This is a genomic window from Thermomonas sp., from assembly GCF_047606765.1.
Taxonomy (GTDB): domain Bacteria; phylum Pseudomonadota; class Gammaproteobacteria; order Xanthomonadales; family Xanthomonadaceae; genus Thermomonas.
Map to the genome: position 1 here is coordinate 20,724 of NZ_JASGED010000038.1, position 15,890 is coordinate 36,613.

At 65.7% G+C, this 15,890-nt stretch carries 13 protein-coding genes and 3 pseudogenes; 12 read left to right on the top strand and 4 right to left on the bottom strand.

The annotated features are described in order from the left end of the window. The first annotated feature begins 117 nt into the window (after positions 1-117). The 3 genes from yajC to secF are packed head-to-tail and all read left to right on the top strand — an operon-like array spanning position 118 to position 3,368. Positions 118-462: a preprotein translocase subunit YajC gene (yajC, locus tag QM612_RS03905; RefSeq protein ID WP_415252587.1), complete on the top strand. Its 345-nt coding sequence runs from the start codon at positions 118-120 to the stop codon at positions 460-462. 55 nt (positions 463-517) lie between these two features. Next, positions 518-2,389, top strand: a complete 1,872-nt coding sequence (gene secD, locus QM612_RS03910; protein ID WP_415252588.1) for a protein translocase subunit SecD — start codon at positions 518-520, stop codon at positions 2,387-2,389. Between the two features lie 13 nt (positions 2,390-2,402). Beyond that, positions 2,403-3,368: a protein translocase subunit SecF gene (gene secF, locus QM612_RS03915; RefSeq protein ID WP_415252589.1), complete on the top strand. Its 966-nt coding sequence runs from the start codon at positions 2,403-2,405 to the stop codon at positions 3,366-3,368. 150 nt (positions 3,369-3,518) lie between these two features. On the opposite strand, the gene QM612_RS03920 is transcribed toward secF, so the two are convergent. Beyond that, on the bottom strand, positions 3,519-4,340 hold the full coding sequence (locus tag QM612_RS03920) for an inositol monophosphatase family protein (RefSeq protein WP_415252590.1): 822 nt from the start codon (positions 4,338-4,340) through the stop codon (positions 3,519-3,521). Positions 4,341-4,437: 97 nt separating this feature from the next. Here QM612_RS03920 and QM612_RS03925 point away from each other — a divergent pair, with 97 nt between their 5' ends. The 4 genes and pseudogenes from QM612_RS03925 to QM612_RS03940 all read left to right on the top strand — a co-directional run. Then, positions 4,438-5,226, top strand: coding sequence for an RNA methyltransferase (locus QM612_RS03925; protein ID WP_415252591.1), 789 nt, complete (start codon positions 4,438-4,440; stop codon positions 5,224-5,226). A gap of 30 nt (positions 5,227-5,256) precedes the next feature. Continuing rightward, positions 5,257-6,201: a phosphate/phosphite/phosphonate ABC transporter substrate-binding protein gene (locus QM612_RS03930; RefSeq protein ID WP_415252592.1), complete on the top strand. Its 945-nt coding sequence runs from the start codon at positions 5,257-5,259 to the stop codon at positions 6,199-6,201. 140 nt (positions 6,202-6,341) lie between these two features. Beyond that, positions 6,342-7,520 (top strand): annotated as a pseudogene (locus tag QM612_RS03935) (diguanylate cyclase domain-containing protein); the annotation flags it as partial. A gap of 72 nt (positions 7,521-7,592) precedes the next feature. After that, positions 7,593-8,336: pseudogene (locus QM612_RS03940) on the top strand (putative bifunctional diguanylate cyclase/phosphodiesterase); the annotation flags it as partial. A gap of 90 nt (positions 8,337-8,426) precedes the next feature. On the opposite strand, the gene QM612_RS03945 reads toward QM612_RS03940, so the two are convergent. Next, entirely contained in the window at positions 8,427-9,053 is a 627-nt protein-coding gene (locus QM612_RS03945; protein ID WP_415252593.1) for an exopolysaccharide biosynthesis protein, read from the bottom strand. Then, a complete protein-coding gene (locus QM612_RS03950; RefSeq protein WP_415252594.1) occupies positions 9,046-10,362 on the bottom strand; it encodes a hemolysin family protein in 1,317 nt (438 codons plus the stop codon). The genes QM612_RS03945 and QM612_RS03950 overlap by 8 nt, the downstream gene beginning before the upstream one ends. Positions 10,363-10,567: 205 nt before the next feature. On the opposite strand from QM612_RS03950, the gene QM612_RS03955 reads away from it, so the two are divergent. The 4 genes from QM612_RS03955 to dcd all read left to right on the top strand — a co-directional run bounded on the left by QM612_RS03955 (position 10,568) and on the right by dcd (position 13,980). Next, entirely contained in the window at positions 10,568-11,194 is a 627-nt protein-coding gene (locus QM612_RS03955; protein ID WP_415252595.1) for a DUF47 domain-containing protein, read from the top strand. Between the two features lie 151 nt (positions 11,195-11,345). Next, the gene (locus QM612_RS03960; protein ID WP_415252596.1) at positions 11,346-12,470 is read left to right on the top strand and encodes an inorganic phosphate transporter; all 1,125 of its coding nucleotides are present in this window, start codon (positions 11,346-11,348) and stop codon (positions 12,468-12,470) included. 1 nt (position 12,471) lies between these two features. Then, positions 12,472-13,314 carry an iron-sulfur cluster carrier protein ApbC gene (gene apbC, locus QM612_RS03965; protein WP_415252597.1) on the top strand — a complete coding sequence of 281 codons (843 nt, stop codon included), beginning with the start codon at positions 12,472-12,474 and terminating at the stop codon, positions 13,312-13,314. 93 nt (positions 13,315-13,407) lie between these two features. Then, the gene (gene dcd, locus QM612_RS03970; RefSeq protein WP_415252598.1) at positions 13,408-13,980 is read left to right on the top strand and encodes a dCTP deaminase; all 573 of its coding nucleotides are present in this window, start codon (positions 13,408-13,410) and stop codon (positions 13,978-13,980) included. Here dcd and QM612_RS03975 read toward each other — a convergent pair. Further along, positions 13,975-14,380, bottom strand: a pseudogene (locus QM612_RS03975) (HIT domain-containing protein); the annotation flags it as partial. The gene dcd and the pseudogene QM612_RS03975 overlap by 6 nt on opposite strands. Positions 14,381-14,456: 76 nt before the next feature. Here QM612_RS03975 and rimO point away from each other — a divergent pair. Continuing rightward, positions 14,457-15,791, top strand: coding sequence for a 30S ribosomal protein S12 methylthiotransferase RimO (gene rimO, locus QM612_RS03980; RefSeq protein ID WP_415252599.1), 1,335 nt, complete (start codon positions 14,457-14,459; stop codon positions 15,789-15,791). Positions 15,792-15,890 lie beyond the last annotated feature (99 nt).

Below are 15,890 nucleotides of genomic sequence, written 5' to 3' on the forward strand. Positions count from 1 at the left end.
AGAGCACCCGCTCCCGGCCTCACCCTGCCTCCGCAGGGGGAGGGGGCGGGCAAGGCGTGGCATAATCCCCGGCTGGCCTTCGGGCCACCTTCCGCTTTAGCGCCCACGGATTCCCGCATGAACCTGCTTGATTTCCTGATCCCCGCCGCCCATGCCCAGGCTGCCGGCACCGCGCCCGCCGCCCCCAGCATGATGTCCACCCTGCTGTTCCCGATCATCCTGATCGCGATCATGTACTTCCTGATGATCCGCCCACAGATGAAGCGGCAGAAGGAACACCGCGCCATGCTGGACAAGCTGGGCAAGGGCGATGAAGTCATCACCAGCGGCGGCATTGCCGGCACCGTGACCGAGCTTGGCGAGAGCTTCATCACGGTGGAAGTCGCCAGCGGCGTGCAACTGCGCGTGCAGAAGGGTGCCATCGCCAATGTGTTGCCCAAGGGCACGCTGAAGTCCGCCTGATCCTTTTTCCCGATGCATACAGCGCGGCCTTGGTGGCTGCGTACGGGGTGTTGTGATGCTTGAATATTCCCGCTGGAAATACCTTGTCGCCCTGCTGGTGCTGGTGCTGAGCGTGCTGTACGCCGCGCCCAACGCCTTCCCGCAGGACCCCGCCGTGCAGATCACCGCCAACCGTGGCGCGCAGGTTGATGACGCGCTGAAACAGCGGGTCGAGGCCGCGCTGAAGACCGCATCGGTGCCGTTCAAATCGGTGGCGGTGGAAGGTGGCGACAACCTGCTGGTGCGTACTGCCAGCGATGACGACCAATCGAAGGCTGCCGATGCCGTGCGCGAGGCGCTGGGCGGTGGCTACGTGGTGGCGCTGAACCAGGCTTCGACCGTGCCGGCGTGGATGCGCAAGATCGGTGCCGACCCGATGTATCTGGGCCTGGACCTGCGCGGCGGCGTGCATTTCCTGATGCAGGTGGATCGCGATGCCGCGCTGGGCAAGCGTTTCGACGCCACCGCCGAAGACATCCGCGTGCTGTTGCGTGACAACAAGGTGCGTTACCTGTCGGTGGAACCGGCCGGTCATGACAATGCCGTGGTCGCCAAGCTCGCGCCGGGTCAGGACAATGCCGACGCGCGCAGGCTGATCGCTCGCGACATGCCGACCTACCAGATCGACGCGCAGGGCGAGACGGTGACGGTACGCATCCCGCAGCCCGAGCTGGACAAGATGCTGACCGATGCGGTGCAGCAGAACATCGCCACCCTGAGCAACCGCATCAACGAACTGGGCGTGTCCGAACCCATCATCCAGCGCCAGGGCGCAGACCGCGTGGCGGTGCAGTTGCCGGGCGTGCAGGACACCGCGCAGGCCAAGCGCATCCTGGGTGCAACGGCGACGCTGGAATATCGCGGCGTGGTCGAAGGCAATGCCGTTGAAGCGCGCGAGACCGGCAACGTGCCGCCCGAGGCGCGCCTGTACCAGAGCAAGAACATCGGCCCCGATGGCAAGCCGCTGCCGGTGCTGCTGAACAAGCGCGTGATCGCATCGGGCGAGCAGTTGCAGAACGCGACCGCATTTTTCGATTCCAATACCGGCACTCCGGCGGTCAGCGTGCGCCTGAACAGCGTGGGTGGCCAGCGCATGTTCGACTATTCCAGCCAGCACGTCGGCAAGCAGATGGCGGTGGTCTATATCGAGCGCATCCCCGAGGTGAAGACCGTTGACGGGCAGGAGGTGCGCAGCACCCGCGTCAGCGAGCAGGTGATCTCGGTCGCCACCATCCAGGGTACGCTGGGCCGCGACTTCCAGACCACCGGTCTTGAGAGCATGAAGGAAGCCGGCGACCTGTCACTGCTGCTGCGCGCCGGTGCGCTGGCCGCGCCGATGGAGTTCGTGGACGAGCGCACCATCGGCCCCAGCCTGGGCAAGGAAAACATCCGCCGTGGCTTGATGGCGGTGGGTGGCTCGTTCCTGTTCGCGCTGGTCTTCTTCCTGTTCTATTACCGGATGTTCGGCATCATCACCTGCATGGCGCTGCTGATAAACCTGCTGATGGTGTTCGCGCTGATGTCGGTGATGGGGGCCACCATGAGCCTGCCGGGCCTTGCCGGCATCGCGCTGACCGTGGGCATGTCGGTGGATGCCAACGTGCTCATCAACGAACGCATACGCGAGGAATTGCGGCTTGGATTGCCACCGCAGAAGGCCATCGCAGAGGGTTACGACCGCGCGTCCGGCACCATCCTGGACGCCAACGTCACCGCCTTCCTGGCAGGTCTTGCGATGTTCGCCTTCGGCAGCGGCCCGCTGAAGGGCTTCGGCATGACCACCATGCTGGGCATCGCCACCTCGGCCTATACCGCCGTATCGGTCTCGCGCGGCATCGCCACGTTGATCTACGGGCGTCGCAAGAAGCTCAAGTCGGTCGCGATCTGAAGGAGCACACGACATGAAACCATTCAATGTGTTCCCCTACGACAGCAAGATCGATTTCCTGCGCCTGCGTTGGATTTCGCTGACCGTCGCCCTGTTGCTGCTGGTCGTGTCGTTCGCCGCGATGGGCGTGCGTGGCTTCAACTTCGCGCTGGATTTCACCGGCGGTGTTGGCGTGGAGTTGCGCTACGACCAGGCCCCGGACGTGGACACCGTGCGTGAGCAACTGGACGCCGCCGGCTTCCACGGCGCGCAGGTGCAGAACTTCGGCAGCGGCAACGACCTGCTGGTGCGCCTGCAGGTGGGCGACGGCAAGCAGGACGCGGGCACCGACCAGGCCAGCAGCATCGGTGATGCGGTGGCCAAGGCAGCTTCGCTTGCGGGCAACCCGGCCCAGAAGCGCAGCAGTTCGGTGATCAGCGCGCAGGTCGGCAAGGATCTGGCGATCAACGGCCTGTATGCCGTGTTGTTCGTGCTGGTTGGCTTCCTGTTCTACATCTCGGCCCGCTTCGAGAAGAAGTTCGCGCTGGCCGCCATCGCCACCACCTTGCACGACGTGCTGATCTGCGTTGGCTGGTTTGCGCTGAGTGGGCACGAGTTCGACCTCAACGTGCTGGCCGGCGTGCTGTCGGTGATGGGTTTTTCGATCAACGACACCATCGTGGTGTTCGACCGCGTGCGCGAGAACTTCCGTGGCATGCGCGCGGATGCGATGACCGTGCTCAATACCTCGATCAACCAGACCCTGTCGCGTACCGTCATTACCTCGTTCGTGGCCCTGCTGTCGGTGGTGGCGCTGTACTTCTACGGCGGCGATTCGTTGCGCGGCATGGCCGAGGCGATGATTATCGGCATCATCATCGGCACCCTGTCCTCGATCTTCATCGCCTGCCCGCTGCTGACCATGGGCTTCCTGAAGGTGACCAAGCAGGATTTGATGCCGAAGGCGAAGGATGAGGCGGAGCTGGCGCGCCGGCCGTAACAACCCCGTAGGGGCAGGTCGTCCCGTGCCTGCCGTAACAACAACCCCGTAGGGGCAGGCCCCCGTGCCTGCCCATGGATTAGGATCATGTAGGCAAGGGCAGGCACGGGGGCCTGCCCCTACACGATCAATGAAAGGTGTGGCGGTTGCCTACGCGAACGCCACCGCGTAGCCGGATTGCACGATGGCCTTCTGCAATTCCGCGCTGAGCTTCTGGTTGCCGGCCACCAGCTGCCGCCCGTGGATGCCGCGCGCGTCCATCGGCCCGGTGGCTGCGCCCCGGAAGTCGCAGACGCGGCCACCGGCTTCGCGCACCAGCAGCACGCCGGCAGCGATGTCCCAGGGCTTCACCCCGGCTTCGAAATAACCATCGGCACGACCGCAGGCCACGTAGGCCAGGTCGAGTGCGGCGGAGCCGGTGCGGCGGATGTCCTCGGCGTGGAGCAGCAGTTCGCGCACGCATTCCAGATGCGCCGGGGCGCGCTCGCGCTCACGCGGGGGGAAGCCGGTAATCAGCATCGCGCCAGCCAGGTCCTTGCGTTCGGAGATGCGGATGCGCTTGTCGTTCAGCACCGCGCCGCTGCCCTTGCTGGCGGTGAACAACTCGTTGCGCAGCGGGTCGAAGATCACGCCGTGCTGCGGCTCGCCGTTTTCGACCAGCGCGATGGAGACGCACCAGTGCGGGAAGCCGTGCAGGAAGTTGCTGGTGCCGTCCAGCGGGTCGATCACGAACACCGCATTGCTCTTCTTGCCCTGCGCGCCGCCTTCTTCGCCAAGGAACGCGGCATCCGGGTAGGCGCGGCGCAGTTCCTTGATGACGGCCTGCTCGGCCTGTTCATCGACTTCGCTGGCGTAGTCCATGCGGTCTTTCTCGACCACGTTGATGGCGTCGAGCTTGTGCATGCTGCGCAAAAGCACGTTGCCGGCCGCGCGGGCCGCCTTGACCATGACGTTGACGACGGGTTTCTGCATGGCGAAAGCGCCTCGAATCGAATGAGGAAGGGATGGGCAACGGCGGAAAAGAGCGAACCCGGCGCGCGGGCCGGGGCGCGAAGTTTACCATTGCCGGATGAGCGATCCATCCAAGGCGGCATCCGACCTGCGCATCGTGCTGGTCGGCACCCAGCATCCCGGCAACATCGGCGCTGCCGCGCGGGCGATGAAAACCATGGGCCTGAGCAAACTGGTGCTGGTCGCACCGGAAAAAGCGCCCGACCGCGATACCCGCGCGATGGCGGCAGGTGCGGATGATCTGGTCGAGGCCGCGCCGGTGTTTTCCACGCTGGCCGAGGCCGTGGCCGACTGCCGCTGGGTGCTGGGCGCGACCGCGCGCAACCGGCGCATCCAGCTGGAGCCGTTGCACCCGCGTGAGGCCGCTCGCCGCGCCGTTGCCGCTGCGGCCAGTGGGCCGGTGGCGCTGGTGTTCGGGCGCGAGCGCACCGGCCTGACCAACGAGGAATTGCAGCTCTGCCATGCGGCGGTGCATATCCCGTCCGATCCGGCGTTCAGTTCCCTGAATCTCGCCGCCGCCGTGCAGGTATTGAGCTACGAGCTGCGCTGCGCGCTGCTGGGCGATGCCGATATGCCACTCGCCGAGGCGCGCACGCCGCCGCCGGGCGAGGGCGCGGCTTCACACGCGGAGCTGGAAGGCCTGTTCGGACAACTGGCGGACACCCTTGACCAGATCGACTTCCACAAGGGCCGTGCGCCGGACTCCGCGATGCGCAAGCTGCGCCGCTTGTACCTGCGCGCCAACCTGGACAGCGCCGACGTGCGCCTGCTGCGCGGCGTGCTGGCGGATGCGCAGCGGATGGCGCGGCTGGCCGCACAGGCCGACGCTGGCGGAAAAATCGGTTAGGCTCATCGCGGGGAACAGGAAGCACCACGCTTGCAACGAAGCCTACCGTCGATCCTGGCAAGCCTGCTCTGCCTGCTGCTGGCGTGGACGCCGCTGTCCGCGCACGCGCAGGCACAGCAGGACGTGGACGATGACGCCAGCGTGCTGGTGCTTGGGCGCGTCAGCGACGATCCCAAGGCGCATTACGACCAGCTCAAGCCGCTGCTCGACTACGTGGTGCCGCGCATGGCATCGGTCGGCATCCGCAGCGGGCGTGTGCTGATGGCGAAGGATTTGCAACAGATGGGCAGCTACCTGCGCCGTGGCCGGGTGGACTGGATCAACGAGACCGCCGGCAACGCCGCCGTGCTGGAACGGCGCGGCGTGGCGCACGCCTTCCTGTCCTCCGAACGCGAGCGCGCCACCAGTTACCACAGCGTGTTTTTTGTCCGCAACGACAGCCCGGTGCGCGGCTTGCAGGATCTGGCCGGGCGCAGCATCGCCTTCCAGAGCCCGTATTCCACCAGTGCCTACTACCTGCCGGCGGCGAAGCTGCTGGAGCAAGGCCTGACGCTGGAGCCGCTGCTCTCGCCGATGGACAAGGCATCGCCGGACATGGTGGGTTACCTGTTTGCACGCACCGAGTTGAACATCACCACCTGGGTACACAAGCGGCTGGTCGATGTGGGCGTACTCAGCAATCTGGACTGGGCCAATCCGCAGCGGATGCCGGCTGCATTCGCGCGTGACTTCCGCATCATCGGCCGCACCCAGGAGGTGCCGCGCGCATTGATTCTTGCGCGCAGTGGCCTGCCGCCGGCAGTGGAAGCGCGGCTGCGCGAAGTCTTGCTGGAAGCGGTGATGGATCCCGAGGCGGGCGAGGCCCTGCGCCGGTTTTCCGGCACATCGCGCTTCGTGCCGATGGGGGATGAGGACAGGCGGGCGCTGGAGCAACTGGGTGCGGGCGTGCAGCGCGTGCGGGCGGAGGTCGAGTGAAGCGCTTCCGGCTGAACCTGCAGGCGCGGTTCTACACCATCATCCTGTTGCTGGCCGTGGTGGTGGTGCTGGTGATGGCGCTGTTCTGGAACCGCCAGCAGCGCAGCCAGCACGAGATCATCGACGTGACCCGTGCGGCGATGCACGGCCTGCTGTCCGAGCAGGCGCGCAGCAACGGCGAGACCACCGTCCAGCAACTGGCCGATGCGCTGGCCAACCCGATGTACTACTTCGACCTGGATGCCATCGGCACGCTGGCGCGCGCAGCGCTGCGTGAATCCGACGTGGACTACATCCTGGTGTATGACACGCAGGGCCGCGTGCTGCACGATGGCTCCGGCGACATCGCCGCCTACGGCCAGCCGATGGATGACGCGCTGGCGGCGGAGGTGATCGCCGCCACGGGCCCGCATACCCGCCTGCAGGGGCATGTGCTGGACGTGTCATCGCCGGTGATGATCGGCGAGGAGCGCCTGGGTGGCGTGCGCATCGGTTATTCGATGGTGGGCATGGAACAGGCCGAGGCGCGTGCATTGGCCGGGCTGCGCGGGTCGATCGATACCGTGGGCCGGCGCAGCCTGGGCTGGCTGTTGCTGTTGACGGCGGGTATCGCGGTGGTGGCGGTTGCGGCCACGGCGCTGGTGCATCGCCTGCTGATGCGCCCGATCCGCATGCTGGGTGATGCCGCAAAGCAGATCGAGGCCGGCGATTTCAGCTCGCCGGTGCCAAATACCGGGCGCGATGACGAACTGGGCGACCTGATCCGCACCTTCGGGCGCATGCGCGAAAGCGTGGCCCGGCACGACCGCGACATCCGCCGCGTGGCCTACAGCGATGCGCTGACCGGCTTGTCCAACCGGCTGGCTTTTCGCGAATCGCTGGATCAGCGCATGCGCGCCTTGCAGGGCGCGGGCCGGCAACTGGCGCTGGTGTTCATCGATCTGGACGATTTCAAGCGCGTCAACGACACCCTGGGCCACGAGGCTGGTGACGAAGTGCTGTTGCAGGCGGCCACCCGCATCGGCCGGGCAGTGCAGGCGCTGCATGGCGCGGACGCGATGGTTGCGCGCTTTGGTGGCGATGAGTTCGTGGTGCTGCTGGAGGTCGCCGAGCGCGAATCCGATGCCGACGTACGCGGCATGGTGACCCGGCTTGCGGAGACGCTGGTGCAGGAACTGGGCGAACCGTTGCTGCTGCACGGGCGGCAGGTGTTCCTGGGGGCGTCGGTGGGTGTCGCCGTATTCCCGGACGATGCCGCCAGCGCTTCGCAGCTGATGAAGAACGGCGACATCGCGATGTACCAGGCCAAGCTGGCCGGCAAGCATTGCTACCGCTTCTACAGCCGCAGCATGGATCAGGCGGTGGAGCGCCGCATGCGGCTGGAGCATGACCTGCGCGGCGCATGGGATCGCGGTGAACTGAGCCTGGCCTACCAGCCGATCTACCGCACCAGTGACCGCGTGCTGGTGGGTGCGGAGGCCTTGCTGCGCTGGCAGCACCCCGAAGACGGCGCGATCTCGCCGGCGGTGTTCATCGAAGTGGCCGAGCAGAGCGGCTTGATCGAGACGCTTGGCCCTCAGGTGATGCGCGCGGCCTGCCATGAAGCCGCGCAGTGGCCGGTGCCGCGCGGCGCGGCAGAGCCGCCGTTCGTGTCGGTCAATGTCTCGCCGCGCCAGCTGCGCAGTGGCGATCTGGTGCAGCAGATCGCAGGCGCATTGCAGGCGGCGGATCTGGTGCCGGGGCGGCTGCACGTCGAGTTGACCGAGACCGCCGTGCTGGGCGACGAAGCCAATGCCACCGCACTGCTTGCGCACCTGCGCCGGGCAGGCGTGCGCGTGTGGCTGGATGATTTCGGCACCGGCTATTCCAGCCTCAGTCACCTGCGCCGGGTGCAGGTGGATGGTTTGAAGATTGACCGCAGTTTCATCACCGACCTGCTGCGTGACCCGGACGATCTGGCGCTGACCACCGCGATCGTGGCGATGGCACATTCACTGGGCGTCATCGTGGTGGCCGAGGGCGTGGAGAAGCCGGGCCAGTACGAATTGCTGCGCGAACGCGGTTGCGATCTGGTGCAGGGTTACTGGCTGGGGCACCCGATGAACGCGGCGGAGTTCGCGCGGTTGCTGCGCTGAGTCATTTCATGCATGCGGAGCAAGCTCCGCATCTACAAACGACAGATCACCATCGTAGGTGCCGAGCTTGCTCGGCACGAGGCAGCCGCGTCAGAACAACCCGCCGATCCACTTGGTGGCAGCCGCCGCCAGCGATCCGCTGAGCACGCCGAACACCACGATGGTGGCGATGCCCACCAGCCAGCACAGCAGCATCAACAAACCGTCACGCTCCAGCAGGGCCAGTGCATAGACCAGCAGTAGCACGCCGAACAGATAGTTGGTGAACGGAATCGGCAGCGCCAGCAGCAGGCCCAGCAGCACCAGTTGCAGGCCGGTGAACATCGCCGCCAGCGGATGTTCCAGCATGCCGGTCAGGCGCGGCCTGGCCAGATGTTCAAGCCGCGCCAGCCACGGCGACATCATCTCGTCGAACAATTGCAGGCTGCGCCTGCGCGGCCCACGGTTGGCGATGAAGCGCGGTAGCCACGGCTTGCGCATGCCGAACAGCAGATGCACGCCCACCAGTGCGCACAACGGGCCGCTGATTGCGCCGGCAACGCCGGGAATCGGGATGAAGGCGGGCAGTGACGCCACGAACAGCATCATCCCGAATGTGCGCCGGCCCAGCCCGGCCAACAGGTCATGGAACACCAGCCGCTGTTCCGGATCGCCTTCCAGCAATGCATCCAGCAGGGCGCGGGTGCCGGTCTCGCGCGCGCGGGCGTGGTCAGGCATCGCCTGTGTCCCTGCCTGTGGCTTGCTCCCGTTGCAGCAGTAGCTTGTCGATGCGCGGGCCATCCAGATCCACCACCTCGATCCGCCATGCGCCCAGCCGGAAGTGCTCGCCGACATGCGGGATGCGCCCGAAGTGGGAGATCACGAGGCCAGCGGTGGTGTTGTAGTCCAGCTCATCGGCATCGGCCAGGCGCTCGCCGGTCAGTTCGCGCAATTCGTCCAGGTGCAGGCCACCATCGACCAGCAGCGAGCCGTCCTCGCGCATCACCACCAGTGCCTCGTCGCCGCTGGATTCGCTGCCGGCCTGCAGCCGCCCGACCACTGCATCCATGATGTCGTCGATGGTGACAAGGCCCTGGATGTCGCCGTATTCATCGACCACCATCGCCATCGATTGCTGCTCTTCACGCAGGATTTCCAGCAGCTTCAGGGCATGGGTGGATTCGGACACGAACACCGGCGCGCGCAGCTTGTTGAACAGCGAAGGCTGCGGCTTGCCGAACTCCTCCAGCAGCGCTTTCACTTCGAGGATGCCGGCCACGTCGCTGTCGCTGCCGCGATACACCGGGTAACGCGCGTACAACTGCTCCTGCATCGTGGTCAGGTTGCTGGCCAGCGGCGCGTCGGCATCCAGCCATGCGATGCGGGTGCGCGGCGTCATCAGGCTTTCGGCGGTGCGGTCACCCAGGCGCATGACCCGGTTCAGCATGTTGCGCTCGTCCAGATCCAGCAGGCCTTGCTCATGGCCTTCGCTGACCAGCATCTGGATTTCTTCCTCGGTCACCTGCGAGTTGTCGCTGCCATCGACCCGCAGCAGCTTCAGCAGGCCGCGCACCGACACGCTGAGCAGCCAGACCGCCGGGGTGGCGATTTTCGACAGCCAGTGCATCGGCAGGGCGACGAAGGACGCCAGCCGTTCCGGCGCCAGCAAAGCCAGCCGCTTGGGCAGCAGTTCGCCCAGCACGATGCTGAGGTAGGTAATCAGGCCGACGGCCAGCACGTCGCCCGCGGTCTTGGCGTATTTGCCGAGGATGGGCGCGGATTCGGCCAGTTGCGCGCTGATCATGGCGCTGAGCGCATCGCCGCCCAGCATGCCGGTGAGGATGGTGAGCAGGCTGATGCCCACCTGCACCGTCGAAAGGAAGCGCTCGGGGTGTTCGGCCAGTTCCAGCGCCTTGTGCGCCCCCCGGCTGGTTTCCGCGCGCTGCTTCAGCCGCGCCTTGCGCGAGGTGACCACCGACATCTCCGACAGCGCGAAGAAGGCATTGAGCAGGATCAGCAACAGGACGATGGCGAGCAGTTCAAACATGGCGCGCTACCGGCTGTGGGTGGGCCACGGCAACGCAACGCCCGGTGGCGGGCGGCGGGGACGTTGGCGTGGCGGCGGGCGGGGGCGTGTCGTCCATGGGCTGCGCGCGGGGCGCCGGCGGATGATAACAGGCCCGGCAGGCGCGCATGTCCGCCATCGAACCGTCATAATTGCGTACCGTCGTTCCGCATTACAGGCCTTCCCCATGTTCTCGTTGCAGACGATCTTCGGCTCCGGCCAGCAGTTCTACATCCTGCTGGATGAAGCGGCCACCGCCGCCCACGACAGCGCCAAGGCCCTGCATGCGCTGATGAAGACCACCGACCGCCAGCCCGCGCTGGACGCCTTCAAGCTGGCCCGCCAGCGCGAGCGCGCGGCTTCGGACAAGATCGGGCGGGCACTGGTGGACAGTTTCATCACCCCGATCGAGCGCGAGGACATCGAGGCGCTGGGATCGGCCCTGTACAAGATCCCCAAGCAGATCGAGAAGTTCGCCGACCGCTACGCACTGGCAACCCGGCATCTGGAGAACATCGACTTCGCGCCGCGCGCGGCGATGCTGGAGCAGGCCGCTGCCGTGGTGGTGGAAATGGTGCATGAGCTGCAGAAGATGAACATCGACAGCATGACCGTGCTGAACGACAGGCTGCGCTCGATCGAGAACGAAGCCGACCGGCTGATGCTGGAGCTGTACCGCGAGATCTACTCCGGTCGCCTCGACAGCCTGCAGATGTTCCTGCTCAAGGAGTTCTTCGAGATTCTGGAGAAGGCCATCGACCGCTGCCGCGAGGCCGGCGTGGTGGTTTACCAGATCGTGCTGAAGAACTCGTAATGCGATCTGGCGCGACCTGCAGGGCGGCTGACTCCGGCCACACCGACATCGGCGCTGCCGATGCCGGACATGCATGCTTCCACAACCCCCACCTCGCCGCATCGCGGCGAGGCCACCCCCTTGACTCAAGGGGGCTGGCGAAGGTGATCTCATGCTGACGCTTGTACTAGTGGTGATCCTTGCCGCGCTCGTTTTCGAGTTCATCAACGGCTTCCACGACACCGCCAATTCCATTGCCGCGTCGGTGGCCACCAAGGTGCTGAGTCCGGGCCAGGCGGTCAGTCTGGCGGCGGTGATGAACCTGATCGGCGCGCTGACCGGCACTGCGGTTGCGGCCACCATCGCCACCGGGCTGGTCAACACCGACGTGGTCGAAGTCACTTCGCAACTGGTGTTGTGCGCATTGCTGGGCGCGATCGTGTGGAATCTGGTGACCTGGTGGTTCGGGTTGCCGTCTTCGTCCTCGCACGCGCTGATCGGTGGCCTGTGCGGCGCGGCGCTGGCTGCCGCGCACAACGACTGGAACGCGCTGATCTGGATCCAGTCCGGTGCCGACTGGGCGCACAGCAAGGGGCTGGTCTGGAAGGTTCTGGTGCCGATGGTGACATCGCCGCTGGTCGGCTTCCTGCTGGGCATGACCCTGATCGTGCTGCTGTGGGCGATGATCTCCGGCATGGAACGCGCCGGTGGCCTGCTGAAGCGGATGGCGCGTCCGCGCTGGATCAACATGGTGTTCGGCAAGATGCAGATCGTGTCTGCCGCCTACATGGGCTATGCCCACGGCCACAATGATGCGCAGAAGACGATGGGCATCATCGCGCTGACCCTGTTCGGCGCGCAGGCATCCGGCGCGCTCGACGACCTGCCGGCGTGGCTCGGCTTCCTGCATCCCAAGGCCGGTGCCGCCGACAACGAAGTCGCACTCTGGATCGTGATCACCTGCGCACTGGTGATGGCGGCGGGTACGGCTTCGGGCGGTTGGCGCATCATCAAGACGCTGGGCCACAAGATGGTGAAACTGCAGCCGCTGGACGGCTTCGCGGTGGACACCAGTTCGGCCACGGTGCTGATGGCAGCGGCCCACTTCGGCATGCCGGTTTCGACCACGCACACGGTATCGACCGTCATCATGGGCGTGGGCTTCGCCAAGAACCCGCGCAAGCTCAAGCTGGGCACCATCGAACGCATCGTGTGGGCGTGGATACTCACCATCCCGGCCGCTGGCGGCATCGCCTATGGCCTGCTGCGCGCGCTGGAGGCGCTGGGCTGGGCCTGACATGCCGCGTCTTTCCGCCCATGCCGTGCAGGGCGAGCTGAAGCCGCTCGCCAACGTCCGCAACATCATCGCCGTCGGCTCCGGCAAGGGCGGCGTGGGCAAATCGACCACGGCAGTCAATCTGGCGCTGGCGCTGGCTGCCGAAGGGCTGGCGGTGGGCGTGCTGGATGCCGACGTGTACGGCCCCAGCGTGCCGATGATGCTGTGTCTTTCAGGCAAGCCGGACAGCCCGGATGGCAAGAGCATCACGCCGATGCGCGCGCATGGCATCGAAGCCATGTCCATCGGCCTGCTGGTGGATCAGGACACGCCGATGATCTGGCGCGGGCCGATGGCGACCTCGGCGCTGACCCAATTGCTCACCGATACCCGCTGGGCTGACCTCGACGTGCTGGTGGTTGACCTGCCGCCGGGAACCGGTGACATCCAGCTGACGATGGCGCAGAAGATCCCGGTGGCCGGCGCTGTGATCGTGACCACCCCGCAGGACATCGCCACGCTGGATGCGCGCAAGGCGCTGCGGATGTTCGAGAAGGTCGCCATCCCGGTGCTCGGGCTGGTGGAAAACATGGCAGTGCATGTCTGCGGCAACTGCGGGCATGCCGAGCATCTGTTCGGCGAAGGCGGTGCGGCGCGCATGTCCGCGCAGTACGGCGTGCCGGTGCTGGGCGCGCTGCCGCTTGAAATCGGCATCCGCGAACAGGGCGATGCCGGCATGCCGATCGTCGCGGCGATGCCCGATTCAGCGGCTGCGCAGGCCTATCGCGCCGCTGCCCGTGCCCTGTTGGCCGAACTGGACAAGCGCCCGAAGCTGCGCAGCGGGATCGTGGCGTCGCTGCTATAGGGTGGGGTTCGCCCACCATCGCCAATCTCTGTCGTCGCGACGGTGGGATAAATCCCACCCTATATAATCGCGGCTTCCATTTGGGGCATACGCATGAGCATCAAGAGCGACCGCTGGATTCGCCGCATGGCGCAGGAACACGGCATGCTGGAGCCGTTCGAGCCCGGCCAGGTCAAGCAGATTGATGGCAACCGCATCGTCAGCTACGGCACTTCCAGCTATGGCTACGACGTGCGCTGCGCGCGCGAGTTCAAGGTGTTCACCAACATCAACTCGACGATTGTTGACCCCAAGCACTTCGACCCCAAGAGCTTCGTTGACGTGGTGGCCGACGAGTGCATCATCCCGCCCAATTCCTTCGCGCTGGCGCGCACGGTCGAATACTTCCGCATCCCGCGCGACACGCTGGTGGTTTGCCTCGGCAAGAGCACCTACGCGCGTTGCGGGATCATCGTGAATGTCACGCCGCTGGAGCCGGAGTGGGAAGGCCACGTCACTCTGGAGTTTTCCAACACCACGCCGTTGCCGGCGCGCATCTACGCCAACGAAGGCGTGGCGCAGATGCTGTTCTTCCAGGCCGATGCCGATGACGTGTGCGAAACCAGCTACAAGGATCGCGGCGGCAAGTACCAGGGCCAGACCGGGGTCACGTTGCCGAAGACGTGAGCGCCGCGCCCAGCGCGCTGACCCGCTCCACCAGTTGTTCCGGCGCGTAGGGCCGCGCATTCGCCACGCCCCAGACCGGGCGCGGCCATGCGATGTCCTCGCGATAGCGCGCGATGACATGGATATGCAACTGCGGCACCATGTTGCCGAGTGCGGCCACGTTGAGCTTGTCCGGCTGGAACAGTGCTTTCAGCGCGCGTGAAGCGGCATCGATCTCGTCGGTGAGTGCGTGTCGCTGCGCGGCGTCCAGGTCGATCAATTCGACCGCATCGGCCACGCGCGGCACCAGCACCAGCCACGGATGGTTGGCATCGTCCATCAGGCGGACTTCGCACAGCGGCAGTTCGATCACCGGCACGGTGTCCTGCGCCAGTTGTGGATGCAGTGCCCAGCGGCTCATGGCGTGCTCCTGTGCGGGTGAAGGACGGTGCCGGATACGCGGACTATAATCCCGCGCCCAGCACATAGCCGCCGCCATGTCCCTGCAACAGCCCAAAGTTGGATTCGTCAGCCTCGGCTGCCCCAAGGCGCTGGTCGATTCCGAGCGCATCCTCACCCAGTTGCGGGTCGAAGGCTACGACCTGGTGCCGACCTATGACGATGCCGACGTGGTGGTGGTCAACACCTGCGGCTTCATCGACAGCGCGGTGGCCGAATCACTGGATGCCATCGGCGAGGCGATGGCGGAAAACGGCAAGGTCATCGTCACCGGCTGCCTGGGCAAGCGCAGCGAGGTGATCCGTCAGGCGTATCCCGATGTGCTGTCCATCAGCGGCCCGCAGGACTACGCCAGCGTGATGGATGCGGTGCATGCGGCGCTGCCGCCGAAGCATGATCCGTTCGTGAATCTGCTGCCCGACTACGGCTTGAAGTTGACGCCGAAGCACTACGCCTATCTGAAGATTTCCGAAGGCTGCAACCACCGTTGCAGCTTCTGCATCATCCCGTCGATGCGCGGTGATCTGGTGTCGCGCCCCGTCGATGAGGTGTTGCGTGAGGCCGAAAAACTGGTGCGCGGCGGCGTCAAGGAATTGCTGGTGGTGTCGCAGGACACCAGCGCCTACGGCGTTGACCTGAAATATGCGCCGCGACTGTGGGGCAGCAACGTCTATGAGACGCGGATGAAGGCGCTGTGCGAAGGCCTGTCCACACTTGGCGTGTGGACGCGCCTGCATTACGTCTATCCGTATCCGCATGTCGATGACGTGATTCCGCTGATGGCGGACGGCAAATTGCTGCCGTATCTCGACATCCCGTTCCAGCACGCAAGCCCGCGCGTGCTGCGGCTGATGAAGCGCCCCGGCGCGGTGGACAAGACGCTGGAACGCATCCAGCGCTGGCGCGGCATCTGCCCGGAGCTGACCATCCGCAGCACCTTCATCGTCGGTTTTCCCGGCGAGACGGAGCAGGAGTTCGAGGAATTGCTGGATTTCCTCGACGAAGCACAGCTTGATCGCGTCGGTGCGTTCGCCTATTCGCCGGTGGAAGGCGCGAAGGCCAATGAATTGCCTGACCCGGTGCCAGAAGACGTGAAGCAGGAACGCTTGGCGCGTTTCATGCAGCGGCAGGCGGCGATTTCCGAAGCGCGTCTTGCAGCCAAGGTCGGCACGGTGCAGAAGGTGATCGTCGATGCCATCGACGGTGAACTTGCCATCGCCCGCTCGATGGCGGATGCGCCGGAAATCGACGGGCTGGTGCAGGTGCAGGACGGGCGCGAGGCAGGGCTGGTGCCGGGCGAGTTTGCCCATGTCCGCATCATGGGCAGCGACGAGCATGACCTGTACGGCGAGGTTGAGTACAACGCCGATTAGCACTGAAGCCTGTGGGTTCGTCATTCCGGCGAAAGCCGGAATCCAGCTTCTTACTGTTTGCTCAAGAGCTGGATTCCGGCTTTCGCCGGAATGACGGCA

Bases quoted from the DNA above. Each gene is read 5' to 3' on its own strand.
- secF (WP_415252589.1), top strand. From the start codon at position 2,403: ATGAAACCATTCAATGTGTTCCCCTACGACAGCAAGATCGATTTCCTG.
- QM612_RS03955 (WP_415252595.1), top strand. From the start codon at position 10,568: ATGTTCTCGTTGCAGACGATCTTCGGCTCCGGCCAGCAGTTCTACATC.
- QM612_RS03925 (WP_415252591.1), top strand. From the start codon at position 4,438: ATGAGCGATCCATCCAAGGCGGCATCCGACCTGCGCATCGTGCTGGTC.
- apbC (WP_415252597.1), top strand. From the start codon at position 12,472: ATGCCGCGTCTTTCCGCCCATGCCGTGCAGGGCGAGCTGAAGCCGCTC.
- QM612_RS03920 (WP_415252590.1), bottom strand. From the start codon at position 4,340: ATGCAGAAACCCGTCGTCAACGTCATGGTCAAGGCGGCCCGCGCGGCC.
- QM612_RS03945 (WP_415252593.1), bottom strand. From the start codon at position 9,053: ATGCCTGACCACGCCCGCGCGCGCGAGACCGGCACCCGCGCCCTGCTG.
- dcd (WP_415252598.1), top strand. From the start codon at position 13,408: ATGAGCATCAAGAGCGACCGCTGGATTCGCCGCATGGCGCAGGAACAC.
- QM612_RS03950 (WP_415252594.1), bottom strand. From the start codon at position 10,362: ATGTTTGAACTGCTCGCCATCGTCCTGTTGCTGATCCTGCTCAATGCC.
- QM612_RS03960 (WP_415252596.1), top strand. From the start codon at position 11,346: ATGCTGACGCTTGTACTAGTGGTGATCCTTGCCGCGCTCGTTTTCGAG.
- yajC (WP_415252587.1), top strand. From the start codon at position 118: ATGAACCTGCTTGATTTCCTGATCCCCGCCGCCCATGCCCAGGCTGCC.
- rimO (WP_415252599.1), top strand. From the start codon at position 14,457: ATGTCCCTGCAACAGCCCAAAGTTGGATTCGTCAGCCTCGGCTGCCCC.
- secD (WP_415252588.1), top strand. From the start codon at position 518: ATGCTTGAATATTCCCGCTGGAAATACCTTGTCGCCCTGCTGGTGCTG.